A 25,039-nucleotide genomic window follows, 5' to 3' on the forward strand; every position below is an offset into this window, starting at 1 on the left:
CTTGAGAGGATCGCGCGCAATTGCGGCTTCAGGCCGCCACTTTCGTGCGGCGCAGGGCTTCGCCGCGATAGCTGAGGGCCTCGGCGATGTGGATGCGGGAGACGGTCTCCGCGCCGTCGAGGTCCGCAAGCGTCCGGGCCACGCGCAAGGTCCGGTGATAGCCGCGGGCGCTTAACGAGAGCGTCCGGGCGGCATCGCGCAACAGCCCCAGCCCTTGCGCATCGGGCGTTGCCGCCGTCTCCAGGACGTCGCCGTCGGCCTCCGCGTTGGTCCGCACATGCGGCAGGCCGAGGCCACGGTAACGCGCCGTTTGGATGGCCCGTGCGGCTGCCACGCGCTCCCGCACCTCGGTGCTGCCTTCGGAGGCGCGCGGCAGCACCAGATCGGTGGCGGAGACGGCCGGCACCTCGATCTGCAGGTCGATCCGGTCGAGTAGCGGCCCGGAGATGCGCGCTTGGTAGCGGGCCGCGCATGCATGCCCCTGGCGGCAGACATGGCCGGGCTCGCCCGCGTGCCCGCACCGGCACGGGTTCATGGCCGCGACGAGTTGCACCCGGGAGGGATAGGTGATGCGGTGGTTGGCCCGCGCGATCACTGTCTCGCCGCTTTCGAGCGGCTGCCGCAGCGCGTCCAGCACCTGCGGATTGAACTCTGGCAGTTCGTCGAGAAACAGAACCCCGAGATGGGCCAGCGCCACTTCGCCGGGCCGGGGCCGCGTGCCGCCGCCCACCAGCGCGGCCATGCTGGCGGAATGGTGCGGCGCCCGGAAGGGCCGGTTACGGCCGATTCGCCCGCCCGCCAGATCGCCCGCGAGGCTGCGGATCATGCTGACTTCGAGCATTTCGGCGGGTTCGAGAGGCGGCAGGATCGAGGGCAGGCGCTTTGCCAGCATGGATTTGCCCGAGCCCGGCGGGCCCACCATGAGAAAATGATGCCCGCCGGCGGCCGCCACTTCGAGCGCACGCTTCGCGGTTTCCTGCCCCTTGATGTCGGCCAGGTCCGGCATGGATTCGTCTTCCGGCTCCAGATTGGGCTCCGGACGCCGCAGGGTTTGGACGCCTTTGAAATGGTTGATGAGCTGCAGCAGGTCCGCCGGCGCCAGGATCGGCATGTCGGCCGCCGCCCAGGCGGCTTCGGGTCCGCAGGGGCCTGGGCAGATCAGCCCCTTGTCCATCGCGTTGGCGCCCACGGCTGCCGGCAGCGCGCCCGCAATGGCGGCGATCGAACCGTCCAGCGCCAGTTCGCCCAGGACGCAATGGCCCTCGATCGCGTCCGGCGCGATGGCCCCGGCCGAGGCCATCACCCCGAGCGCAATGGGCAAATCGTAGTGGCTGCCTTCCTTCGGGAGGTCGGCAGGCGCGAGGTTCACGGTGATGCGTTTGGGCGGCAGGGCGAGCCCGATGGCGTTCAATGCGCCGCGCACCCGTTCGCGGCTCTCCGCGACCGCCTTGTCGGGCAAGCCCACGATGGTGAAGGCGGGCATTCCGGAGCTGATCTGCACCTGCACATCGACCGCGCGGGGCTCGATACCCTCGAATGCAACCGTCGTAACCCGCGCAAACATGCCGCGAACCCCCGTTTGATCGTCGAGGGCAATGCTATCTCAGCGTGTAGGCGCGCGGCGATTGTATACTTGACAAACCCAAAAGGAATCCCTATTTTGTAAGGACTTAAGAGGGAATTCCGATGTCTGTCCTGTCCAAAGCCTATTTCCACGACGAGAAAGCCGCCTTCGAGAAGCTTGAGCAGATTGTGTGGCCGAACGGCCCCGTCTGCCCTCACTGTGGGAACAAGGGCGACAAGCCGTTCTACGACCTGTCCAAGACCCGTATTGGCCTGAAGAAGTGCGGTGACTGCCGTAAGCAGTTCACGGTGCGCGTGGGCACGGTTTTCGAGTCCAGCCATGTGCCCCTGCACAAGTGGCTCCAGGCCACGCATCTGATGTGCTCGTCCAAGAAGGGTATCAGCGCGCATCAGCTGCACCGCGTCTTGGAAGTCACCTACAAGACGGCTTGGTTCATGGCTCACCGCTTGCGCGAGGCCATGCGGGACTCCAGCCCGCTCCCTTTGGGCGGTGAGGGCCAGACCGTGGAAGCTGACGAAACCTATTTTGGCAACGTGAAGGCCGCCCGTGCCAAGCGCATCTTCATCAACGGCAAGGGATGGGTTCGTCGCGGTGCCGGTGGCGAAGCGAAGTTTAAGGTCGTGTCGCTAGTGGAGCGCGGTGGCCGCGCCCGCTCGGTGCATGTGCCCTACCTGACGGCCAACAACGTCCGCAAGGTTCTTAAGCAGAACGTGCTCGCTAAGACCGATCTCATGACCGACAACGCGCGCTTGTATGACACGGTGGGCAAAGAGTTCAACAGCCACGAGACCGTGAACCATTCGATCTACGAATACGCTCGCGGCATCGTCCACACGAACACGATTGAGGGGTTCTTCTCGATCTTCAAACGCGGCATGCGTGGCGTGTATCAGCATTGCAGCGAGAAGCATCTGCACCGCTATCTGGCGGAGTTCGACTTCCGATACAGCGAGCGGAAGGTCTCGGATACGGAGCGCGCTGAGACGGCCCTGAGGGGCGTCAAGGGCAAGCGCCTCACCTATCGGAGAACTGACGCAGCCCAGGCCTAAAAGCGAATCCGAATCAACGGGTTAGAGAACCTATTGATTCTTAACGTGGAATCTACTATATTTAGTTTGGTAGGCAAGCGCTGGATGACCTGAGGGGGTAACACCCACACACTCGGACCAGGGGCCTACCTTCTTTTTATCTGTAGTGGGTTTCTACCCAGTGAGCCTTTGGTTCGCCTGGGTCGAGTTGCTGTGGGAAGAACTTAAGGCCGTAGCTCATACAGTTGCCGTTGCGGCGATAGGTTATCGGTTCCAGCAGCTTCGCGTAGCGATGTTCCGTGAAGCCAAAGAGAGTTTCTTCGAGCGCCCACTTGAGGCCGCCCGCTGTTAGGTCAGCCAATTGCAGCCCTGCGTACTGATCTTTTTGTGCGGCTTCTACTTTGTCTCGTTGAATGGCCGGCCAGTGAATCCGAACGTCGTTCAACAGGATCTGGAGCCAAGCGTCCTCTAGCGCTAGCCCCTTAAGTGTATCGAGGTAGTCACGTAATTGATCGTAAGACAGGCGCTTGCGGTGTTCGAAAATTATCCGTGCGAGCGGGGACTCAAGCCCTAGCGCTTGCGCCGTATCGCGGCAGTACCAAGAGATGCGCTCTATCAGTAGGCGGGCAGCGTAGAAATAGAGCCTGAATGGAGCACTCGTGAAGACTTCAGGCTGCAAGATTCGTCGTTTGTGAATGATGACGCTAGAGACACGAATAGGTGCGTCAGCCATCTCTGCGAATGCTCGCACACGCTTCTCATGCGGGATGTCTTTGAAGTGGAGCTTCTCGCGCTCCTGCAATTTGAGGGCAGATCGGATGCGCGCTGCTAGCGCCCTGACTTCTTGGTCCTGGCTAGTTGGTATGATTACCGCCGAAAGTACGAACCAGTCTGAACTTCCCTTGTCAGGCGGGTCTTTGAACGTGAATCCTTCGTCTCCAGACTCGTCAATGTAGACAACAAAGCTATGAGCCATGCCTAAGACCCCTGCCGACGAGAAAACACAGATTCAGAAATTCAAGGACGCCGCCAAAGAAGTCGGCTGCAACGACGACGAAGCGGCATTTGATGCAGCATTGCGAAAGATCGGCAACGCACAGCCCCCTACGGCATCAAAGCCCAAACCCAAGAAGACAAAAACCCCGGCCAAGTGAGCCGGGGTTACATCCAGGGGAGCCTTGCAGTGCGGGCGGGTGCGACCGAGAAATGCGCTGGGACCAACTGCCAACAGCTAGTTCACAATCGTCGGCTTGTACGGGTCTTCCTTGGGCCCATCGATAAGATAGGTCAGGATGCTTTGGGCGTGGTCTTGATCGATGTAGATGCCTTCGGGCGGCACCCATTGAAGGAAAAAACGATAGCCTGAAGGAGATACCCAATACTGGCCCAATAGGGGGCTAGCGCACCTTTCCTTGGGAGAACACTTCTGCGCTACCAGCTGACTCTCAACTGTCTCCCGGAGTACCTGCTGGACCATCTGTGCCACACCCCATATCTGCAATCATGAACGCTGGAAGGTGGCGAGGGGAATTATCAGATTCATCTGCATCGCGCAATGCGGGTAGTTGGCGAAGTTCACCAGCACCGTAATTCACGCTCAGAATTTCAGGTAGAATTGCAATGGCGTTGCTAAACGCCTCGTCTTGGCTTGCCCCGGTTACGCTGAACATGGGGACGTCTGGACTCTCGATGAACCAGCTGCCGTCATCTCTTTCTCGACCTTCGAGAACGATGATCACCTTCTTGCTCATAACGGTCTCTCCTTGACTTCCCGTGGATACACTTTGTGAATCACCTAAACCGGGCGGTCAACCATGAAGCGCTACCTAGGGGTGTTGCAGATATGCCGCACCACAAGCAAACGCAAGCCCAGCAACGATTAATAGTTAGCAATCTGTCGCGGTCGCATTTTGGGTTCGCCAAGTATACAAACGCCAGGCGCGCGCAAGAACATTAAGAGAACAAACCGCAGATCTGCCAAATCCGGCGCGATCGTGTTTGTCTTTGCCAATGAAGAACGATTCGATCCCGCTCGGGTTCTTGATCCACGCCGGCGTCTACCTCGCCGTCGTGGGGCTGTGCGCCGCGCTGGCGCTGTCTCACGATCCGCCGCGCCACTGGTTCGTGTGGGTGGCGGCCGGTTGGGGCATCGGGCTCGGGGCCCATGCTCTTGCCGTTCGGCGCTGCCGTGCGAGACGGCCCGCGCGGTCCTAGCGCGCCGCGACCTTTTTCTCGACCACGTCCCAGATCATGGCGGCGATGTCGTTGCCGCCGAACTCCTTCACCTGACGGATGCCCGTCGGCGAGGTGACGTTGATCTCGGTGAGGTAGTCGCCGATCACGTCGATGCCGGTGAAGATCAGGCCGCGCTTCTTGAGCTCGGGCGCGAGGCGGGCGCAGATCTCCTCTTCGCGCGGCGTCAGCGTGGTCTTCTTGGCCGTGCCGCCCACATGCAGGTTCGAGCGCGTCTCGTCCGCAGCCGGCACGCGGTTGATGGCGCCGGCGACCTCGCCGTCGACCAGGATGATGCGCTTGTCGCCCGCGCGCACGCTCGGCAGGTAACGCTGCACCATGATCGGCTCGCGGAAGGTCTGGCCGAGAAGTTCGATCAGCGAGTTGAGATTGGTGTCGCCCTCGGCGATGCGGAAGATCGCGGCGCCGCCGTTGCCGTAGAGCGGTTTCACCACGATGTCCTTGTGCTCGGCGCGAAAGGCGCGGATCTCGTCCGGCGACCGGGTCACGAGCGTCGGCGGCATCAGGTCGAGGAAGTCGAGAACGAAGACCTTTTCCGGCGCATTGCGCACGGACGCCGGATCGTTGACCACGAGCGTGCCGGGCTGCAGGCGCTCCAGCAGATGCGTCGTGGTGATGTAGGCCATATCAAACGGCGGGTCCTGACGGAGCTGCACCACGTCGAAGTCGGCGAGGTCCACCGTGTGCGGATGCGCGAGGCGGTAATGGTCGCCCGGCTTGTCCTCGACCGTCAGGCTGTGGCCGAACGCGATCAGCCGGCCGTCCTTCAGCGAGAGATTGGGCGGTGTGTAGTAGAACACGTCGTGGCCGCGGCTCTGCGCCTCCAAGAGAAGCGCGAAGGTCGAATCCCCGTTGATGTCGATCAGCTCGATGGGGTCCATTTGGAAGGCGACTTTGAGAGCCATATTGTCCTGTCGGGTCTGGGGGCCAAGATGAGGGCTAAGGCAAGTTCCGCGGAACTTGCGCGCTGGGCCGGCCCTTTTCAAGCGCGCCGGGAGCGCAGGGGCCGGCCGCCGTCAGATGGGGAAGGCGTTCTCTACGTGTTGCGGCAAGGTCCACGGGGCGCACAGCACCACGTCGAAGGCGATGGCATGACCGACGAAGTCCGGATGGCTCGCGATCCAATACTGCGCCGCGCGGACGATGCGCCGCTTTTGCCGCGGCGTGACGGCATAGGCCGCCTCGTCGTGGGTCTTGCGATGCTTCACTTCCACGAAGGCGAGGCGGCCGCCCTTGGTGGCGACGAGATCGATCTCGCCAACCGGCGAGCGATAGCGCTTCGCCACGATGCGGTAGCCCTTGAGGCGGAAGAGCCAGGCAGTGAGCGTCTCGGCCATGACGCCGTCGCGATAGGCGCGTGTGCGGGCCCGGGTCACGACCTGTCCCGTTTCGTCAAGGACAGCCCAAGTTCGTAGACCCGCGCGCGTTTCACCCCGTGCGCGTCGGTCACCGCGCGCACCGCATCGCGGAAGCTCATGGTCTGAAGCGCCGTCTCCAAGTCCACCGCGAGGCGTGCATCGTCAACGTCCGCCTCCTCGGCGCGTGGCGGCGCGATCACCACGGCCACCTCGCCTTTCACCGGTTGCGCCTCGATGTCTTTGGCGAGCGTCTCCAGGTTGCCGCGATGCAGGGTCTCGTGGAGCTTGGTGAGCTCGCGCGCGACCACCGCCTCGCGTGGTCCCAATACCGCGCTCATGTCGGTAAGGCTCTTGGCGAGGCGAGGCGCGGTCTCGAAGAAGATCAACGTGGCCGGTGCATCTTTGAGCGCCGTGAGACGCGCCTGGCGCGGTCCTGATTTTGGCGGCAGAAACCCGCCGAACAGGAAGGAGTCGGTCGGGAGCCCGGCGCTTGTCAGCGCGGCGAGCGCCGCCGACGGTCCGGGAATGCTGGTCACCTTGAGTCCCGCATCGAGCGCCTCGCGCACCAGCTTGTAGCCGGGGTCGGAGACGAGCGGGGTGCCCGCGTCGGAGATCAGCGCGACGGCGTAGCCGGCCTCGATCCGTGCCAGAAGCTTCGGGCGTTCCCGTGCCGCGTTGTGTTCGTGATAGGGCGTGAGTTCTGCGGAGATGTTGTAGTGCGACAGCAGTTTGCGGGAGTGCCGCGTATCCTCGGCGGCGATCAGCGGGGCGCGGCAGAGGACCGCAAGCGCCCTCAGAGAAATGTCGGCGAGATTTCCGATCGGCGTCGCCACGAGATAGAGGCCCGCCGCCAACGGCCGGTCCAGAAGTTCGGACAGCGCCTCGCTGGCTCGGGCCATCGTTCTGGCATTGGCTTCTGTCGTGGCCTGGTCTTGCACCGGCTCCACTCTTTCTGAAAGTCTCGTTCCGGAATTGGAAATCTAAGCGGATTCGCGTGGCTCCGCACGCGGGCTTCAGGCGGCGAGTTCCAGGATCAGCCGTTCCAGCACGAGCCGTCCTGCGGGTGTCGCCACAAGCCGCGTCTTGTTCCGGGCAAGCAGTCCTTCGGCGGCAAGCGCGTCGATGCGCGTCTCCTTGAGCGGTTCGCCGGCGAAACTCTGAAAGCGGGACAGATCCATGCCCTCGGCGAGCCGCAAGGCCATCAGCAGATATTCTTCCGCCGTTTCGCGCGAAGAGAGCGGCTCGTCACTTAGGAGACCGTGCCCGCGTGCTTCGACTTGCGCCAGCCAGTCTTCGGGAAGCCTCAAAGTCGAGAGCGCACGCTTCGTGCCGTCTAACGTGACCCGGGCATGCGCGCCCGCGCCGATCCCCGCATAATCGTGGCCGCGCCAATAGACGAGGTTGTGGCGAGACTCGGCGCCCGGCGCCGCGTGGTTGGATATCTCGTAGGCGGGGAGCCCGGCAGCCTCGCACAGCTCTTGGGTCGCCAGATACATCGCCCGCGCCGTCTCGCCTTCGGGCACCCGCAAACGACACCTCTCATGCAGCGCCGCGAACGGCGTCCCCTCCTCGATGGTCAGCTGATAGAGCGAGAGATGATCGGCGGCGAAGGACAAGGCGCGCGTGAGTTCGTCCCGCCAGGCGTCGAGAGACTGCCCTTCGCGCGCATAGATCAGGTCGAAGGAAATCCGGTCGAAACATTCCCGCGCCAGCGCGAATGCGGCGAGCGCCTCCTCGGCCGTATGCATGCGGCCCAAGGCTTTTAGACTGTCGTCGTCCAGTGCTTGAACGCCCAGCGACAGCCGGTTGACGCCCGCGGCCGCGTAGCCCCGGAAGTTCTCCGCCTCCACGCTGGTCGGATTGGCTTCGAGGGTGATCTCCGCGTCCTCGTCCAGCGTCCAGTGTTTGGCGATGGCATCCAGGATGGCGCTCGTCACGCGCGGCGCCATGAGCGAGGGCGTGCCCCCGCCGAAGAAAACGCTGGTCACCGTACGTCCCGGTGCGGCTTCCGCGAAATAAGCGAGTTCCTGGACATAAGCGGCGAGGAAACGGTCCTGGTCGATACCGCCATGGCGCACGTGGGAGTTGAAGTCGCAATAGGGGCACTTGGCCGCGCAGAACGGCCAATGCACATAGACGCCGAACGGCTCGCCGCGGGAGGCGTTCTCGCCGCGTGCGGCGTCAGCTTGCGGTTTCGTCGTCGGCTTCAGCATAGGTCGCCTCGATCAGCTGCTCGAAGGCGCGCATGCGGTGAGACAGGTCGTTCTTCAGGGCCGGGTCCATCTCGCCGAATGTCTCTTTGTAGCCCTCGGGCACGAAGATGGGATCATAGCCGAAGCCGTGCTCCCCGCGCGGCGGCCATTGGATGTGCCCAAAGACCTTGCCCGTAAAAACGGCTTCCTCGCCATTGGGAGCCGCAAGCGCCAGGGCGCAGGTGAAGTTGGCATGCGTGAACGCCCCTCCCGTGGCTTCCAGCGCCTCGTGCACCTTCCGCATGGCGAGGGCGAAGTCCTTGTCCGGGCCGCCCCATCGCGCCGAATGGATGCCGGGATCGCCACTGAGCGCATCAACTTCTAGCCCGGAATCATCCGCGAGCGCCATCATACCCGAGCCGCGAGCCGACGCATGGGCCTTGAGCAGCGCATTGGCCTCGAACGTGTCGCCCGTCTCCTCCGGTTCCGGCAGATCGAGACTGCCCGCCGAGACGCAAGTAATGCCGAGCGGTTCGAACAACTCGCCGAGTTCGCGCACCTTGCCTTCGTTGTGGCTGGCGACAACGATTTTCGAGCCGGGATGAAGAACGCCGGGACCGAGCACACGCGCCTCCTTAGGCAATGGTCATCTTTTGGAGCTCGACGAGATCGGCGATGCCGGCGCGCGCAAGCAGCATGAGTTGATCGAACTGCTCTTGGCTGAACGGTTCGGTTTCGGCCGTTCCTTGCACCTCGACAATCCCGCCTTTGCCGGTGATGACGAAGTTGGCGTCCGCATCGGCCTCGGAGTCCTCGGCGTAGTCGAGATCGAGCACGGGTTCGCCGCCATAGAGCCCGCAGGAGACGGCCGCCACGTGGTCACGCAGCACGCCGCCCTTGATCATGCTGCGCGCCTCCATCCAGGCGAGCGCATCGTGGAGCGCGACCCAGGCCCCCGTGATCGAGGCGGTGCGCGTGCCGCCGTCGGCCTGCAGGACATCGCAGTCGATGACGATCTGCTTCTCCGCCATGCCCGCCAGATTGGTCACCGCCCGCAAGGAGCGTCCGATCAGCCGCTGAATCTCTTGGGTCCGTCCGGACTGCTTGCCGGCGGCCGCTTCGCGGCGCGTGCGGTCGTGGGTCGAGCGCGGCAGCATGCCGTATTCGGCCGTGACCCAGCCCCGCCCGGAGCCCTTCAGCCATGGGGGAACCGATTCGGCGACCGAAGCGGTGCACAGGACATGGGTCTCGCCGAAGCGGACAAGGCACGAGCCTTCGGCATGGCGCGAGGCCGCGCGCTCGAGGCTGACGGGGCGCAGTGCGTTGGGCGCGCGTTTGGACGGGCGAATGATGGCGGCTCTCCTCTCAAATAACGGTGGGGCCGCGCACCCTAGAGGACGCGGCGAGGCGCGGGAAGCCCTTTCCCCCGCTGTCCTCCCCAACTGTCGCAGGGCGTGCCCTTGTGCGCCCGACGGTGAAAAGCTAGGACGCTTTGATGGCCTGGTGCGACGAAGTTTTGGGGTTCTGCGATGCCTCGGGTGCCGCGCTCGATCCCATGCCCGCCCATTACGAGGTCGCTGCGCGGATCGAGGCGATGCCCATGACCGACTGGGTTCGTGCCTGGCGCGAGGTCTGCACGACGAAGTTCCGGGATCGAACGCCGGGGGTCTACGCGTTCGTCACCCATTTCGATCGCCTGTCCCACGACGACCCCGAACGGGGAGTTGCCTTCATCGAGGCGGCGCTGCAACACGAGCCGGACGACGAGGTGCTCAATCTGATCGCCAAGGGTAAGCCGCTCGGTCAGCTTCTTGTCTTCCGCGCCCCGGTGGCGACGCCTCTCCTGCAAGAGCTTGCGCTGCGGCAGCCGCGTCTGCGGTGGCTGATGGGCCGCCAGGCGGCATCCATAGGGAACGGCAAGGTGGACGATACGGATTTGGCGCGGCGTCTCCTGGCGATCTGCGATGAGCCCGCCTACCGAGCCTGGGAAGAGGCGGCGTATCCCAAGTCCGAGCCGGTCGACTTCGAGGCCCTGTCCGTTCCCGAACTCGCTGCAAAATGGGTAGAGATCATGTCGCGCTCCGATATTGAGATCGAGCGCGACCATCAGTGGTACGACCTCTACGATTACCAGCACACCCTGACCGGAAGCGAGCCGTTGAAAGCCTTGGCCCTGGTGAAAGCCATTCTCGATATCGAAGACAACCCGAACCTGCTTGGCATCCTGTCCGCCGGTATGCTGGAGGACCTGATACCCTATGACGACGGCCCGGTGGTCGATGCGGTGGTGGCTGATGCCGCGGACGATCCGCAGTTCCAGGATTTGTTGTGCGGCGTGTGGTTCGATGGCTTGAGCCCGCAAGTGGTGGCGCGGCTCAAATGGGCATGCGGTCAGAGACGGCCATGAAGACGGACACGCAGACAGGCAACAGCCTCGGCGCGGCGAAAGAGCCTTTCCGCGCGCCGGACGGCGTCACGCCGATGATGGCGCAATACCTGGAAATCAAGGCCGCCAACGCCGACAGCCTCCTCTTTTACCGCATGGGCGATTTCTACGAGATGTTCTTCGAAGACGCGTCGGTCGCCTCGCGCGCGCTTGGGATCGCGCTCACGAAGCGCGGCAAGCATCTCGGCGAGGACATTCCCATGTGCGGCGTTCCCGTCCATGCCGCCGACGACTATCTGCAGAAGCTCATCGCTCTAGGCCACCGCGTTGCCGTGTGCGAGCAGACCGAGGATCCGGCCGAAGCCAAGAAGCGGGGTGCGAAGGCCGTTGTCCGCCGCGACGTGGTGCGGCTCGTGACGCCCGGGACGCTCACCGAGGAGTCGCTGCTCGATGCGCGCGCTCACAACTTCCTCACGGCCCTGTTCCGCGAACCGCAAAGCGAGGGCGCCGAGCCGCGCTTGGCGCTGGCCTCGATCGATATCTCTACGGGCGAGCTGATCGCGGCGACCTGCAAGCTCGCGGATATACCGGGCGAGCTGGCGCGCATCCGGCCGGGCGAGGTGCTTATCGGTGAGGACCTGGCGAGCGACGCCGAAATCCGTGCGCGCATCGGCGAGGCCGGGGCCGCGCTCACGCCGTGTCCGCGCGCCCATTTCGACTCGGCCCGCGGCGAGCGCGCCCTGAAGGAGCGTCTCGGCGTGGCCGCGCTCGACGCCTTCGGCGATTTCTCGCGGGCGGAGCTCGCGGCCCTTGCGGGGCTGCTCACCTATGTGGAGCTTACCCAGGTCGGGCGCATGCCGCTCTTGCGTCCGCCGCGCCGGGAATCGGCCGACAGGCTGATGCTGATCGATGCGGCGACGCGGGCCAATTTGGAACTCGTTCGTTCGAACCAGGGGACGCGGGCGGGCAGCCTATTGGCGGCGGTCGATCGCACCGTCACTGCGGCCGGCGCGCGCGAACTCGCAAGCCGTCTTTCGAGTCCCCTCACGGACGTCGCCCTGGTCAGCGCCCGGCTCGACGCCGTGGGCTATCTCGCCGACGAGCCGCCCCTGCGTCAGGACCTGCGGGATGCCTTGAAAGCGGCCCCGGATCTCGCCCGTTCGCTTGCACGCCTCGCTTTCGGCCGCGGCACGCCGCGCGATCTCGGGGCCGTGGGTGCCGCGATCGGGGCGGCCCACGCGCTCGCGGCCCGGCTCATCAGCGCGGGCGATACTCTGGGTTTGCCACGAGAGTTGATGGGGATCGCCGAACGTTTGGCGCAAGCGCCAGCGGACGTGGCGACGTCGTTGTCCGCAGCCCTTGTCGAGGAACTGCCGGTCAACGCGCGGGACGGAGGCTTCGTGCAAGCCGGATACGACGTGAGCCTCGACGAATTGCGCGCCTTGCGGGACGGTAGCCGCAAAGTCATCGCCGGTTTGCAGGCGACATATGCAGAGGTCACCGGTATCAAATCGCTCAAGGTCCGGCACAACAACGTGCTTGGCTATTTCGTCGAAGTCACCGCGCTCCATGCGCCGACGCTCACGGCGCCGCCGCATGCAGAAACCTTCATTCACCGCCAGACCATGGCGAACGCTGTCCGGTTCTCGACGACCGAACTGTCCGATCTCGAGTCGAAGATCACCTCCGCCGCAGATCGGGCGCTGGCGCTGGAGCTCGAGATATTCGCCAGGCTCACGAGCGAAGTGCTCGCCGCGGAACGGCAACTGTCGGCCGCCAGCGCCGCGCTCGCCGAACTCGATCATTATGCGGGGCTCGCGGAACTCGCGGTCGAGCTACGCTATGTGCGCCCGCGCGTCGACGACAGCGCGGTGTTCGCAATCGAAGAAGGCCGCCACCCGATGGTGGAGCAGACCTTGCGGCGCGAACAGGCCGGCGACTTCATCGGCAACGATTGCCGGCTGTGCGGCGGCGATGGGGACCGCAATGGGGCCCCTAGTGCGCTCGTGGTCACCGGGCCCAACATGGGCGGCAAGTCGACGTTTCTGCGCCAGAACGCGCTGATCGTGGTGTTGGCGCAAGCCGGTGCGTTCGTACCGGCGAAGTCGGCGCATATCGGCCTTGTCGACAGGCTCTTCAGCCGTGTCGGCGCCGCCGACGATCTTGCGCGCGGCCGCTCCACGTTCATGGTCGAGATGGTCGAGACCGCCGCAATTCTCAATCAGGCGACGCCACGGTCCTTCGTGGTACTCGACGAGATCGGACGCGGCACGGCGACGTTCGATGGGTTGTCGATTGCCTGGGCCGCGCTCGAATATCTCCACGAGGTCAATCGGTCGCGCGTGCTGTTCGCGACCCACTACCACGAACTGACGGCGCTCGCCGACCGGCTTCCCCATGCCGCCAACGCAACCGTCGAGGTCAAGGAATGGCGCGAGGAGATCGTTTTCCTTTATCGCGTGAAGATGGGCGCCGCCGACCGGTCCTATGGTATCCACGTGGCCAAGCTCGCGGGACTGCCGGCGCCGGTGCTCAAGCGCGCAGGCGCGGTTCTCGCCGAGCTGGAAAAGGCCGACGGACGTCCGAAACCCACCGATCTAGCCGGCGACCTGCCGCTGTTTCAGGCGGCCGCCGCGCAAGCGGCGGAGTCGACGCCGTCCAGGCTGGAGGAGGCGCTGCGGGAGTTCCATCCGGACGCCATGACGCCGAAAGAGGCCATTGAGGCGCTCTATCGCTTGCGGGCGCTGTTAGAAGACGATGGCTAGTGCGGTTGTGCTAAAGTCTGCCTCTATGGATCAAGCCGTTATCAAAAGAGCTCCCTATCTCGATTTCGACCTGTTGCGCGAACAAGCCGACGATGTAGCGCGCACGCATGCTGGCCAAGACACGCAGATGCGCGCGGCGCTGGTCGAATTCCTGAAACCACGCGTGGAAGAGGCCCGTTCTCTGGCAAAGGCTCAGCTGGACGACGACGGGGACGGCCGCGCTTGCGCCGCCGGTCTGTCCGCCTTCCAGGATGAACTGATCCGCCTCGCCTACGACTTCACCACGCGCCACGTCTACCGGGCCGAAAATCCTTCCATGTCCGAACGCATGGCCGTGGTCGCCCAAGGCGGGTACGGGCGTGGCCTGCTCGCGCCGGGCTCCGACATCGATTTGCTTTTCCTGCTACCTTACAAGCAGACTGCCTGGGGCGAGAGCGTTGCGGAGTACATCCTGTATCTCCTTTGGGATCTCGGCTTCACGGTAGGACACGCCGCGCGCACGATCAGCCAATGCGTGCGGCTCAGTATGGCCGATATGACGATCCGCACGGCGCTGCTCGACGCGCGATTGATCCTCGGCGACGAGAAACTCTTTGCCGAGTTCCTGCACCGCTATCGCCGCGAAGTGCTGGATGTGGATGCGCGCGCGTTCGTCGAGGCGAAGCTGGCCGAGCAGCATGCGCGTCATTCACGCTCGGGCGCATCTCGCTATCTCGTCGAACCGAACATCAAGGAGGGTACGGGCGGACTGCGCGACCTCCACACGCTCCACTGGCTCGCCAAGCACATCTATCCCGACCAGGCCGAGGAGGAGTTCGTCGAGGCCGGCGTTTTTACACACGCCGAGTATGCCAGCTTTCGCCGCTGCGAGTTCTTTCTGTGGACGGTCCGCTGTCACTTGCATTTTCTGACGGACCGGGAAGAGGACCGGCTGAGTTTCGATCTGCAGCGCGCCATGGCCGAACGGCTCGGTTATCGCGACCACGCAGGGCTCAGCGGTGTCGAGCGCTTCATGAAGCACTACTTCATGATAGCGCTGGAGGTGGGCCAGCTGACGCGCATCGTGTGCACCGCGCTCGAGCTGAAACAGCTGAAGTCGGTGCCTTCGCTCGACGCGCTTCTGGCGCCTTTCGATTGGCGCCGCCGCGCCAAGCTGCGCCGCACCTCGGACTTCCGGATCGACAACGGCCGGATCTCCGCCGTCGCGAAGGATGCGTTCAAAACCGACCCGGTGAACTTCATCCGGCTCTTCGTGGTGGCGGATGAGAGCCAGGCCGCGCTGTCGCCCGAGGTGCTGCGCCAGATCCGCGCGAACTTCCGCTATATCGACGAAGACCTGCGCCAGGACCCGACGGCCAACAAGCTGTTCATGAAGTTGCTGACATCGGCGCGCGACCCGGAAGTCGCCTTGCGCAAGATGACCGAGGCCGGCGTGCTCGGGCGCTTTCTGCCGGAGTGGGGGCGGGTCGTGTCGATGATGCAGTTCAACATGTACCATCACTTCACGGTCAACGAGCACCTCGTCCGGACGATCGGCTATCTCGATGCCATCGAGCGCGGCAAGCTGGCCGCCGAGCACCCTCTGGCGAGCGAGATCATCAAGACGATCGACAATCGCCGCGCACTCTACGTCGCCGCGCTGCTCCACGACGTGGCCAAGGGGCGCGACGAGGACCATTCCATCGCAGGCGCTCGCATCGCGCGCGAACTGTGCCCGCGCTTGGGGCTCACGCGGTCCGAAACCGAGACGGTCTCCTGGCTCATCGAGCAGCACCTCACCATGAGTCTGTTCGCCCAGAGCCGCGACCTCAACGACCCGAAGACGATCAGCGATTTCGTAGAGATCGTGCAGAGCCGCGAGCGGCTCAAACTGCTCCTGATCCTAACGGTGTGCGATATCTGCGCCGTCGGGCCCGGGACCTGGACGGGCTGGAAAGGGCAACTTCTCCGGACACTCTATTACGAGGTCGAGCCGATCCTCAGCGGCGGCCACACGGCACTCACGCGGTCGCAGCGGCTGCAGCGTACCCAAGCCGCTTTGCGCGAGAAGCTCGCCGATTGGCCCCAAGAGGAGTTGGACCGCTTCATCGACCGACACTATCCGGCCTATTGGCTTCGGACCGATCTCGACGTCATTGCGGAGCACGCCGAACTCATGCGCTCGGCGGAGCAGCAGAACAGCGTGATTGCCACGCATATCGCCACGGATGCGTTCCGCGGGGTCACGCAGCTGACGCTGCTTGCACCGAACCATCCCTGGCTGCTCGCGATGGTGGCCGGGGCCTGTACGGGCGCTGGCGCCAATATCGCCGACGCGCAAATCTCGACGACGCGCGACGGCATGGCCCTCGACACCATCCATCTTCAGCGCGAGTTCGATCACGCCGAGGATGAAGAGCGGCGCGCCCGAAAGATCGCGGGCTCGATCGAGCGCATGCTCATGGGCGAAACCGACGTGGTGGATGTCATCAAGGCGAAGGTGCTCGGCACCTCGCGCCTGTCCGCCTTCTCCGTCGAGCCCCAAGTGATCATCGACAACACGCTGTCGGATGCCCTGACAGTGATCGAGATCAACGGGCTCGACCGGCCCGGCCTGCTCTACGAAATCACGCGCGAAATATCGAACCTCAATCTCGATATCGCGTCGGCGCATATCGCAACGTTCGGCGAGAAGGCCGTCGACGTGTTCTACGTGACGGACCTGACCGGCAAGAAGATCGGGAGTTCGAGCCGCGAGTCCCTCATCCGCGAGCGCCTGACCCGCGTGCTTGTGGAAACCCAAGAGCCGGAGCTGGAGGTATTGTGACCCCTGGCCCCGCTTACCATTAAGTCCCGCGTGCAGATGGCGCAGCATCCATGACGCTCTATCGCGGGTTCGCAACCGTCGGCGGCATGACCGTCATCAGCCGCCTGCTCGGCTTCGTGCGGGACATTCTGATCGCCGCCGTGCTCGGCGCCTCGGCCATTTCAGATGCGTTTTTCGTGGCGCTGCGTGTGCCGAACATGTTCCGCCGCATCTTCGCCGAGGGCGCCTTCAACGCGGCCTTCATTCCGCTCTACACGAAGAAGCTCCATGAGGCCGGGGAAAAGGCCGCCAAGGACTACGCCGCCAAGGCGCTGGCAGGGCTGACGGCCGTTTTGGTCTTGGTCGTGCTCTTGGCGGAGATCGCTGCACCTTGGCTTGTCATGCTTCTGGCACCCGGCTTCGCGGAGGATCCGGACAAGTTCAGCTTGACCGTTCTGCTGGTGCGGATCGCGATGCCGTACCTCCTCTTCATGTCCTGGGTCGCCCTCTACACGGGTTTGCTCAACACGCTCGGCAAGTTCGCCGCCGCCGCTTTCGCGCCGAGCATCTTGAACTTCGTCCTGATCTCCGTGCTGCTCGGCCTCATCGCGACGGGAAATGGTCAAGATGAGGTCGCGGGCGTCGCGCTTGCCTGGGGCGTGGCTATTTCGGGCCTGTTGCAGGTCGCCATCGTCGTCTTCGCCGCCGTCCGCACGGGGCTGCGGCTGAAGCTCGAGCGCCCGCAATGGTCCGACGACATGAAGCGGCTCGTGCACCTCGCGATCCCCGGCATTATTGCCGGCGGCATGGCGCAGATCTCGATTGTGATTGCAACCATCGTGGCCAGCCTCGAAGGCCGTGTCGTGTCGTGGCTGTATTACGCGGATCGCATTTTCCAACTGCCGCTCGGTCTTATCGGGGTCGCGGTCGGCGTCGTGCTGCTCCCGGATCTCAGCCACAAGCTCCGGTCGGGCGATCATGACGCCGTTGTGGACAGCGAGAACAGGGCGCTGGAGTTCTCGCTCTTGCTGACCGTGCCGGCGGCTGTTGCCATGTTCATATGCGCCGAGCCCATCATCCGCGTGCTATTCGAGCGCGGCGCCTTCACCGCGATCGATGCCCAAGCGTCGGCGGGGATGCTGGCAATGCTATCGCTGGGGCTGCCGGCCTATGTGATCGTGAAAGCCCTGCAGCCCAGCTTCTTTGCCCGCGAGAACACCAAGACGCCGATGATCTATTCGGGCATCGCGATGACGCTGGGGGCCGTGCTCTCCGTCGTGCTGTTCTACGCGATCGGACCCTCAGGCATCGCCCTCGCCACGAGCCTGTCGGGCTGGATCAACGTGGTCTTGCTCGCCGGGGCCTTGAGGAAACGGGGCGAGTTTATCCTGGATGCGCGCTTTCGCTCGGCTTTTCTCGGCATCGTCCTTGCCAGTACGGCCATGGGGCTTGGCCTGTGGTGGGCGGCCTCCGCGCTCCAGCCCTATTTCGATCCGGGCTACGGGCTCCTTCTGCAGATCGTTGCCCTGGCTGCGCTCATCGCCTTCGGGCTCGCACTCTATTTCGCCATTGGCACGCTCACGGGCGCCGTGAAGCCCCGGACCTTCGTCAAGGACCTCCTAGGGCGCTGAATTAGACCAAGGAACCAGTTCTCCCCGGTTGCGCCGCGACGATGTTGCAGTGCAATATCGGCGTTCGACAGACATGGGGGAACTTGAATGGCAGGTCGTCCGCGCCGCAGCGTGCTCTATATGCCCGGCTCCAACGCCCGGGCCCTGGAAAAGGCCAAAACGATCCCGGCCGACGCGCTGATCTTCGACCTGGAAGACGCCGTCGCCCCGGACGACAAGGTCATGGCCCGGGAGCAGGTCTGCGCGGCCGCGGCCGCCGGCGGCTATGGCGGCCGTGAGGTCGTAATCCGGGTGAACGCGCTCGAGACCCCCTGGGGCGCGGCGGACATCATGGCCGCCTGCAAGGCTGCACCCGACGCTATCCTGATCCCGAAGGTCATCCACTCCGGCGACATCATCTCCGCCGCCAAGCTGTTGCAAAGCGTGCATGCACCGAAGAAGGTGCGGCTCTGGGCCATGATGGAGACGCCCATGGCCATCCTCAACGCCCGCACCATTGCAGCAAGAGCGGTCTACGACGACAACCGGCTCGATTGCCTCGTCATGGGCACCAACGACCTCATCAAGGAGAGCCGGGCCCGCGCGCTGCACGATCGTTTCGCCGTGGTGCCATGGCTTGCCATGACGCTCGCCGCCGCGCGCGCCTACCGGCTCGACATCATCGACGGCGTCTACAACGACTTTCGCGACGTCGAGGGCTTCCGCGACGAGTGTGAGAAGGGCCGTATTCTCGGCATGGACGGCAAGACGCTGATCCACCCGACGCAGGTGGCCCCCTGCAACGAGATCTTCTCGCCGAGCGAGGAGGAAGTCGAATGGTCCCGCAAGGTTATCGACGCGTTCGGCCGGCCGGAGAACGAGAAGAAGGGCGTCATCGTGGTCGAAGGCCACATGGTGGAGCGGTTGCACTTCAGCATGGCCCAGCGCGTCGTGGAGATCGCCGACCAGATCAGAGAGCTGGAAGCCTCGCTCGGCTAGCCGGATCGGTTTGTACGGACAGACCGGCCTCGTGAGCAGAGCAGCCTTGCGTGCGCGCCTGCCCCACGCCATAACGCCGCGTGGCTTAGGGCGAGGATATGCAAGACACTCCGACACATAAGACCCGGATCTTCTCCGGGGTTCAGCCGACGGGCAATCTGCATCTCGGCAACTATCTCGGGGCGATCAAACGCTTCGTGGAGATGCAGGCGGACCATGAGTGCCTGTACTGCGTGGTGGACCTGCACGCCATCACCGTGTTCCAGGACCCGGACGAGCTGACCCACAACACGCGCGAGGTCACGGCCGCCTATATCGCGGCCGGCATCGACCCGACGCAAAGCACGATCTTCAATCAGAGCCAGGTGTCGGGCCATGCGGAGCTCGCCTGGATCCTCAACTGCGTCGCCCGCATCGGCTGGCTCAACCGCATGACCCAGTTCAAGGAGAAGGCGGGCAAGGACCGCGAGAAGGCGTCCGCCGGTCTCTACATCTATCCGAACCTCATGGCGGCCGACGTGCTGCTCTATCACGCCACGCACGTACCGGTGGGCGAGGATCAGAAGCAGCATATCGAGCTCGCCCGCGACATCGCCCAGAAGTTCAACAACGATTTCGCAGAGACGATTGCGCGCGTCGGCTATCCGGGCGGTTTCTTCCCGCTGCCCGAACCCGTGATCGCGGGCGCGGCCACACGCGTCATGAGCTTCCGCGACGGCACCAAGAAGATGTCGAAGTCCGATCCGTCCGATCTCAGCCGGATCAACATGACCGACGACGAGGACACGATCGCCAAGAAGATCAGGAAGGCGAAGACCGATCCGGAGCCCCTGCCGTCCGAAGTGGACGGCTTGAAGGAACGTCCCGAGGCCGACAATCTCGTCGGCATCTACGCGGCGCTGGCCGGGACGGGCAAGGACGCCGTGCTCGCGGACTACGGCGGGGGCGAGTTCTCGGCCTTCAAGGGCGCGCTGGTGGAACTGGCCACGGAGAAGCTCACGCCCATCGGGGATGAGATGCGCCGGCTGCTGTCGGACCCGGTCGAGATCGACCGCATCTTGGCCGACGGCGCGGCCCGCGCGCACAGCGTGGCCGATCCCATCCTGGCCAAAACCAAGGACATCATCGGCTTCATTAGAAGCTAGGCTTCATCCGGAGCTGATGCTGTCATGCCTGCGAAAGCGGGCCACCGATCCTCATCCTTCGAGGCCCGGCGCGTCATGCTGAGGTGCGCGCGACGCGCGCCTCGAAGCACACGCCGGGCGCCTCAGGATGACGGCATCGCGTTAGGCTTCGACGCCGGTCCCGATGGGGCAGGCGACGCCCGTGCCGCCAAGTCCGCAATACCCCGCCGGGTTCTTGGCGAGGTATTGCTGGTGATAGGCTTCCGCGAAATAGAAGGTCGGGGCAGGCGCGATCTCGGTCGTGATGGCGCCCATGCCTTGCGCCTTGAGCGCCGCCTCGTAGGCCGCCTTCGATCTTTGCGCGGCCGCGGCCTGCTCGTCCGAGAACGTATAGATCGCCGAGCGGTACTGGGTGCCCACGTCGTTGCCCTGGCGCATGCCTTGGGTCGGGTCGTGGCTCTCCCAGAACACCCTCAGGAGATCGTCGTAGCTGATCTCGTTGGGATCGAACACGACGAGCACCGCCTCGGTGTGCCCGGTCCGTCCGGTGCACACTTCGTCATAGGTGGGGTTCGGCGTCGGCCCGCCCGCATAGCCCACGGCCGTTACAGCCACGCCGGGCAGCTGCCAGAATTTCCGCTCCGCGCCCCAGAAACAGCCGAGGCCGAACAGCGCCATTTGCGCGCCTTGCGGGTAGGGGCCCTTGAGGGGCGCGCCGTTGACGAAATGGGTCTGCGCCGTCGGGATCGCATGATCGCGGCCGGTCATGGCCTCCGCGGCGCTGGGTATGGTGAGGGATTTGAGCATGAGGGTTCTCCGTATGAGCTCAAACATGGGGTTCCCCCGAACCGATTTCAGCGTCCGCGTCCATCACAAGCGCGCTAGCGCTAGTTGATGAAGACCTCCACCTCTTTGCGTTTCTGACCAAGCCAATAAAGGAACACGCCGAGGATCCCGAACACGACCCAGGTCGGCGCGGCGAGGATCGACAGCAGGATCGGGTCCCAAAGCCAGTCGCCCACGGTGTTGATCACCCACTGCCTGAACCCGTCCAGCATCTCCGGGAACAGTTGGCGCCATTGCTCGCCGAGCGGCGTCACGGCCCAGGCTCCGCCGCCCGCCAGGCTCTTGGTGGCGTCGACGACGGCCGCGACCATGGCCAGCAACAGCAGCCAGATACCGAGGGTTCGTAGAACAAAGCGCATGGGCCGCAATCGCTCCGGTAGCGTTAACGCATTTCCGCTTTGATACGCGATCCGCCTTTCCGGTTCAAATGGCAGGTCAGGCGCCTTCGAAATGAGTGCCGAAAGGCCCATTCGCTCGCTTGAACGCGAAACACGGATCGCTATAGTGCGGCGCTTCGCTTTCAGCGCCCTTTAGGAGAGATGGCCGAGTGGTCGAAGGCGCACGCCTGGAACGCGTGTAGGCGGGTAACCGTCTCGAGGGTTCGAATCCCTCTCTCTCCGCCATGCTGCCTCTCGGCAATCTGTACAGTCTGATTGGCCCTTGCGCGCGACGCTATAGCCCAAGGGTACCGAAGGCCTACGCCGCGCGGCGCCGGGGCGGCCTGCGGCGCTTGCTGCGCTCCGGCCTTGAGGCGCCGGACGCCTGCTTCTGACCGCCTCGCTTGTGCTGGTTCGGCCGGCGCACCGGCTTGCCCTCGCGGCCGCCCGTCGGCGGCGTGCCGCTCGCGACCGGAATGTCGAACTTCATCAGCCGCTGGATCTGACGCAGCAGGCCCGCTTCGTCCGGAGCGCAGAGAGCGATGGCTTCGCCTTCGCGGCCCGCACGGGCTGTCCGCCCGATGCGGTGCACGTAGCTGTCGGGCACCTCGGGCAGATCATAGTTGATGACATAGACCACGCCCTTGATGTCGATGCCGCGCGAGGCGACGTCGGTCGCCACGAGCACCGTCACGCGGCCCTCGCGGAACGCCTTGATGGCGCGGTCCCGTTGGCCTTGCGTCTTGTTGCCGTGGATTGAGGCGGCGTTGTAGCCGTCGGCGATCAGGCTTTTCGAGAGCTTCTCGGCGCCGTGCTTGGTGCGTGCAAAGACGAGCGTCGTGGCATCGAGATCGCTTGAAAGAATGTCGCGCAGTTTCGCGGGCTTCTCCGACTTCTCGAGGAAGTGCACCGACTGGGTGATCTTGTCGGCGACCTTGCCGGGCGGCGCGACTTGCACACGCTTCGGATCGTTGAGGTACGTGTGGGCGAGTTCTTCCATCTGCTTCGGCATCGTGGCCGAGAACAGCATGGTCTGGCGCGGCGTGCCCAGCCGGGGCGCGATCTTCCGCAGCGCATGGATAAAGCCCATGTCGAGCATCTGATCGGCCTCATCCAGGACGAGGTGACGCACGGTGCTAAGATCGACCGCCCTGCGGTCCATCAGGTCGATGAGACGCCCGGGCGTCGCCACGAGGATATCGGTGCCGCGGCCGAGCATCTTGATCTGGTTGTAGAGCGACGCGCCGCCAACCACGGTCGCTACGTGCAGTTTCGTTTTCGCCGTGAGGACGCGCAAACTGTCGGCGATCTGGTTCACCAGCTCGCGCGTCGGCGCGAGGATGAGCGCCTTGGCGGTTTTCGGTGCGGGCCGTCCGGGCGCCGCGAGCAGATGCTCGATCAGCGGCAGGCCGAAAGCGAGAGTCTTGCCGGTGCCCGTCTGGGCAAGGCCGAGAATGTCGTGGCCTTCGAGGGCCAGCGGGATCGCCTGGTCTTGAATAGGGGTGGGAGTGGAAAATCCGGCGCGGGAAAGCGCCTCGTTCAAAGCCGGCGCGAGGCCGAGCGTATCGAAGTCTAACAAATCGAATCCTTTTATTGCCGCGCTCAAAGCCCAACGGCCGCGCGGACGTGTTGCATGGCCGCGCGGGAGCGCGACATACGAGGGTGTTGCAAAAACCTCGGCGCTATCGGGCCTCGTGCCCAAGCGCGGCTTTGCATGAAGAACCCTGCGTGATGGGGAACTGGAAAGAGGAATCCGTGCTGCTGTGCCCTAAAATTTCGGGCGCGGCTGATTCACGCGGCAGCGCAGCGGTGCCCCTGACGTGAGGCACGGGGCCCGGAATGTCAAGCACTTACTGGCGCGGTGCGGTATTGCCGCACGAGCCTAGGCGGATGAAAGCGCCCGCCTAGGCAGGTTTGTTTGCCGCGCTTCCCGCCGATCAATAGCGCCTAAATCTGGCTCATGCGATTCCACGCATCGAGCCCGGCCACCTTGTAGGCCTCGGCAAGGGTCGGGTAGTTGAACGTGTTCTCGACGAAGAAATCGACCGTACCTTTGAGGTTGATCACCGCCTGGCCGATGTGGATCAGCTCGGTCGCGCCCTCGCCGATGATGTGCGCGCCGAGGAGCCTGCGTGTGTCCAGCGCGAAGATCAGCTTCAGGAACCCGTTGTCGACGCCCATGATGTGGCCGCGCGATGTCTCGCGGAACCGCGCCACGCCGCATTCGTAGGGTGTGCCGTTGGCCCGCACCTCTTCCTCCGATTGCCCCACGGTGGAGATTTCGGGCACCGCATAAATGCCGTAGGGAAACGCTTCGGGCGGCGGCGGGGCAGGCATGCCGAAAGCATGACAAGCGGCGAGACGCCCTTGTTCCATGGACGTGGAGGCAAGGCTCGGGAAGCCGATCACGTCGCCGGCCGCATAGATGTTGGGGACGGCGCTCTGAAACGTCTCCGGATCGACCTTCAGCCTGCCGCGCTTGTCAGGCTCGAGCCCGATCGCCTCGAGGTTCAGGCTCTCCACGTTGCCGGAGCGGCCGGCAGCGAACAGCACGAATTCCGACGACACCTTGCGCCCGTCGTTCAGCGCAATCGAAACGCGATGATCGGACTGAGTGATGTCCTTCACCGCGGCGCCGAGGCGGACGATCATGCCGCGGTCGCGCATCTGGTGGATGAAGTCCTCGACAATCTCCTTGTCGAGAAAGTCGAGAATGGTGTCGCGTCCTTCGATGAGCGTGACGGGAACATCGAGCGCCGAAAAGATCGTCGCGTATTCGACGCCGATCACGCCGCCGCCGATCACAGTGAGCGAGCGGGGCAGGTGCTCGATCTCCAGGATATCGTCGCTGTCGTAGATCCGCTTGCCGTCGAACGGAACGTGTCCGGGGCGGAAGGGACGAGTGCCAACCGCTATCACGGCCTTGTCGAAGCCCACGCGCCAGGTCTCTTCGGACTCCGTGGTCAGCTCGACCTCATTGGGGCCGATGAAGCGAGCCGATGCGAGGGCGAAGTCGACCATGTTGCGCATGAACTGGTGCTCGAGCACCTCGACTTCGTGATCGAGTGTCTTGTAGAGGCGCTCGGTGAGGTCGACGGCGCTGATGTCCTGCTTCACCCGGTAGGAGCGCCCGTAGAACCCGCGCTCACGCCAGCCACTCAGGTTCAGGACGGTCTCGCGCAACGTCTTCGACGGGATCGTGCCGGTGTGGACGGAAACGCCGCCGAGCCGCCGTCCCCGATCGACGACCAGGACCGACTTCCCGAACTTCGCCGACTGGACAGCCGCCCGCCGCCCTGCGGGCCCGCTGCCGATCACCAACATATCCACCTTGTCCATGTTCCCCCCGTTTCTTGTCCCGCTAGGCGAAAAAGCCAGTGCTGGCACATGCAAGTTTCGTACAAGTGACGGGCACACGAGAAACCGCAGAAGCCTCTAGCTTCTTGCGCAGAGCATACGCGCAGGGGCCGTGGACGGGCCGGTTTTGCTTGCAAAAACGGCACTCGTCGCCTATTTGCCCAGGGTCGGGTCGGCCGGGGGGCGCTTCTCAAAATCGGCGTTCGGGAAACGATTTTCCTTGGGTGATTTCGGCACGGCTAGGGCTGTGCGACGATCCCGTATGCCTTCGTGCCGCGCATCTCTTGTGGGGCTTTAAGTGATCGGGACCCGAGCTGCAGCCAGCGAGGCTATGCTTCGAGATGCACCGTGCATGGGGTGCGGCGCTGCTAACC

Annotated in this window: 22 protein-coding genes and 1 tRNA gene; 10 read left to right on the plus strand and 13 right to left on the minus strand. The window is 64.2% G+C overall.

Going from position 1 to position 25,039, the window contains the following annotated elements; translation table 11 throughout:
- Positions 1–28: 28 nt before the first annotated feature.
- Positions 29–1,564, minus strand: coding sequence for a YifB family Mg chelatase-like AAA ATPase (locus tag GL4_RS02220; RefSeq protein ID WP_045364071.1), 1,536 nt, complete (start codon positions 1,562–1,564; stop codon positions 29–31).
- 122 nt (positions 1,565–1,686) lie between these two features.
- Here GL4_RS02220 and GL4_RS02225 point away from each other — a divergent pair, with 122 nt between their 5' ends.
- Positions 1,687–2,634, plus strand: a complete 948-nt coding sequence (locus GL4_RS02225) for an IS1595 family transposase (RefSeq protein ID WP_045364075.1) — start codon at positions 1,687–1,689, stop codon at positions 2,632–2,634.
- A gap of 136 nt (positions 2,635–2,770) precedes the next feature.
- On the opposite strand, the gene GL4_RS02230 is transcribed toward GL4_RS02225, so the two are convergent.
- Positions 2,771–3,589 (minus strand): DUF3800 domain-containing protein, encoded by an 819-nt coding sequence (locus GL4_RS02230; protein ID WP_045364078.1) that lies wholly within the window; start codon positions 3,587–3,589, stop codon positions 2,771–2,773.
- On the opposite strand from GL4_RS02230, the gene GL4_RS02235 reads away from it, so the two are divergent.
- Positions 3,588–3,767 carry a hypothetical protein gene (locus GL4_RS02235; RefSeq protein WP_045364081.1) on the plus strand — a complete coding sequence of 60 codons (180 nt, stop codon included), beginning with the start codon at positions 3,588–3,590 and terminating at the stop codon, positions 3,765–3,767. The genes GL4_RS02230 and GL4_RS02235 overlap by 2 nt on opposite strands.
- A gap of 291 nt (positions 3,768–4,058) precedes the next feature.
- On the opposite strand, the gene GL4_RS17370 is transcribed toward GL4_RS02235, so the two are convergent.
- The gene (locus GL4_RS17370; RefSeq protein WP_156137352.1) at positions 4,059–4,364 is read right to left on the minus strand and encodes a hypothetical protein; all 306 of its coding nucleotides are present in this window, start codon (positions 4,362–4,364) and stop codon (positions 4,059–4,061) included.
- A 259-nt stretch (positions 4,365–4,623) separates the two neighbouring features.
- Between GL4_RS17370 and GL4_RS02240 the strand changes: the two genes are divergently transcribed.
- Complete coding sequence (locus GL4_RS02240; RefSeq protein ID WP_045364084.1) at positions 4,624–4,827, plus strand: 2TM domain-containing protein; 204 nt, start codon at positions 4,624–4,626, stop codon at positions 4,825–4,827.
- Here the strand turns inward: GL4_RS02240 and gshB are convergent.
- The 6 genes from gshB to rph all read right to left on the minus strand — a co-directional run bounded on the left by gshB (position 4,824) and on the right by rph (position 9,765).
- Positions 4,824–5,771 carry a glutathione synthase gene (gshB, locus tag GL4_RS02245; protein WP_045364087.1) on the minus strand — a complete coding sequence of 316 codons (948 nt, stop codon included), beginning with the start codon at positions 5,769–5,771 and terminating at the stop codon, positions 4,824–4,826. The genes GL4_RS02240 and gshB overlap by 4 nt on opposite strands.
- 111 nt (positions 5,772–5,882) lie before the next feature.
- On the minus strand, positions 5,883–6,242 hold the full coding sequence (locus GL4_RS02250; protein WP_045364090.1) for a YraN family protein: 360 nt from the start codon (positions 6,240–6,242) through the stop codon (positions 5,883–5,885).
- The gene (gene rsmI / locus GL4_RS02255; protein WP_045369262.1) at positions 6,239–7,123 is read right to left on the minus strand and encodes a 16S rRNA (cytidine(1402)-2'-O)-methyltransferase; all 885 of its coding nucleotides are present in this window, start codon (positions 7,121–7,123) and stop codon (positions 6,239–6,241) included. The genes GL4_RS02250 and rsmI overlap by 4 nt, the downstream gene beginning before the upstream one ends.
- Before the next feature lie 114 nt (positions 7,124–7,237).
- The gene (hemW, locus tag GL4_RS02260) at positions 7,238–8,437 is read right to left on the minus strand and encodes a radical SAM family heme chaperone HemW (protein ID WP_082025415.1); all 1,200 of its coding nucleotides are present in this window, start codon (positions 8,435–8,437) and stop codon (positions 7,238–7,240) included.
- On the minus strand, positions 8,406–9,041 hold the full coding sequence (gene rdgB / locus GL4_RS02265) for an RdgB/HAM1 family non-canonical purine NTP pyrophosphatase (RefSeq protein WP_156137664.1): 636 nt from the start codon (positions 9,039–9,041) through the stop codon (positions 8,406–8,408). Before rdgB ends, hemW begins: the two co-directional genes overlap by 32 nt.
- Positions 9,042–9,051: 10 nt before the next feature.
- Positions 9,052–9,765: a ribonuclease PH gene (gene rph / locus GL4_RS02270; protein ID WP_045369266.1), complete on the minus strand. Its 714-nt coding sequence runs from the start codon at positions 9,763–9,765 to the stop codon at positions 9,052–9,054.
- A gap of 146 nt (positions 9,766–9,911) precedes the next feature.
- On the opposite strand from rph, the gene GL4_RS02275 reads away from it, so the two are divergent.
- The 6 genes from GL4_RS02275 to trpS all read left to right on the plus strand — a co-directional run bounded on the left by GL4_RS02275 (position 9,912) and on the right by trpS (position 20,106).
- Positions 9,912–10,823 (plus strand): DUF6869 domain-containing protein, encoded by a 912-nt coding sequence (locus GL4_RS02275; protein WP_045364096.1) that lies wholly within the window; start codon positions 9,912–9,914, stop codon positions 10,821–10,823.
- Entirely contained in the window at positions 10,820–13,567 is a 2,748-nt protein-coding gene (gene mutS, locus GL4_RS02280) for a DNA mismatch repair protein MutS (protein ID WP_045369268.1), read from the plus strand. Before GL4_RS02275 ends, mutS begins: the two co-directional genes overlap by 4 nt.
- 25 nt (positions 13,568–13,592) lie before the next feature.
- Positions 13,593–16,373 (plus strand): [protein-PII] uridylyltransferase, encoded by a 2,781-nt coding sequence (locus GL4_RS02285; protein WP_052464055.1) that lies wholly within the window; start codon positions 13,593–13,595, stop codon positions 16,371–16,373.
- A 50-nt stretch (positions 16,374–16,423) separates the two neighbouring features.
- Positions 16,424–17,983 carry a murein biosynthesis integral membrane protein MurJ gene (murJ, locus tag GL4_RS02290; RefSeq protein WP_045364100.1) on the plus strand — a complete coding sequence of 520 codons (1,560 nt, stop codon included), beginning with the start codon at positions 16,424–16,426 and terminating at the stop codon, positions 17,981–17,983.
- A gap of 87 nt (positions 17,984–18,070) precedes the next feature.
- A complete protein-coding gene (locus tag GL4_RS02295; RefSeq protein ID WP_045364103.1) occupies positions 18,071–18,961 on the plus strand; it encodes an HpcH/HpaI aldolase/citrate lyase family protein in 891 nt (296 codons plus the stop codon).
- A gap of 98 nt (positions 18,962–19,059) precedes the next feature.
- Positions 19,060–20,106: a tryptophan--tRNA ligase gene (gene trpS, locus GL4_RS02300; RefSeq protein WP_045364106.1), complete on the plus strand. Its 1,047-nt coding sequence runs from the start codon at positions 19,060–19,062 to the stop codon at positions 20,104–20,106.
- Between the two features lie 141 nt (positions 20,107–20,247).
- Here the strand turns inward: trpS and msrA are convergent, their stop codons facing one another.
- On the minus strand, positions 20,248–20,892 hold the full coding sequence (gene msrA / locus GL4_RS02305) for a peptide-methionine (S)-S-oxide reductase MsrA (protein WP_045364109.1): 645 nt from the start codon (positions 20,890–20,892) through the stop codon (positions 20,248–20,250).
- An 80-nt stretch (positions 20,893–20,972) separates the two neighbouring features.
- Positions 20,973–21,290: a hypothetical protein gene (locus tag GL4_RS02310; protein ID WP_045364111.1), complete on the minus strand. Its 318-nt coding sequence runs from the start codon at positions 21,288–21,290 to the stop codon at positions 20,973–20,975.
- Between the two features lie 174 nt (positions 21,291–21,464).
- Here GL4_RS02310 and GL4_RS02315 point away from each other — a divergent pair.
- A tRNA-Ser gene (locus tag GL4_RS02315) sits at positions 21,465–21,554 on the plus strand.
- A gap of 73 nt (positions 21,555–21,627) precedes the next feature.
- Here the strand turns inward: GL4_RS02315 and GL4_RS02320 are convergent.
- Together GL4_RS02320 and sthA are read right to left on the minus strand one after the other, a co-directional pair.
- Positions 21,628–22,887 carry a DEAD/DEAH box helicase gene (locus tag GL4_RS02320; RefSeq protein WP_045364113.1) on the minus strand — a complete coding sequence of 420 codons (1,260 nt, stop codon included), beginning with the start codon at positions 22,885–22,887 and terminating at the stop codon, positions 21,628–21,630.
- Between the two features lie 368 nt (positions 22,888–23,255).
- Positions 23,256–24,647, minus strand: coding sequence for a Si-specific NAD(P)(+) transhydrogenase (gene sthA / locus GL4_RS02325; RefSeq protein WP_045364115.1), 1,392 nt, complete (start codon positions 24,645–24,647; stop codon positions 23,256–23,258).
- Positions 24,648–25,039 lie beyond the last annotated feature (392 nt).

This window comes from Methyloceanibacter caenitepidi (genome assembly GCF_000828475.1).
GTDB classification, from domain to species: Bacteria; Pseudomonadota; Alphaproteobacteria; order Rhizobiales; family Methyloligellaceae; genus Methyloceanibacter; species Methyloceanibacter caenitepidi.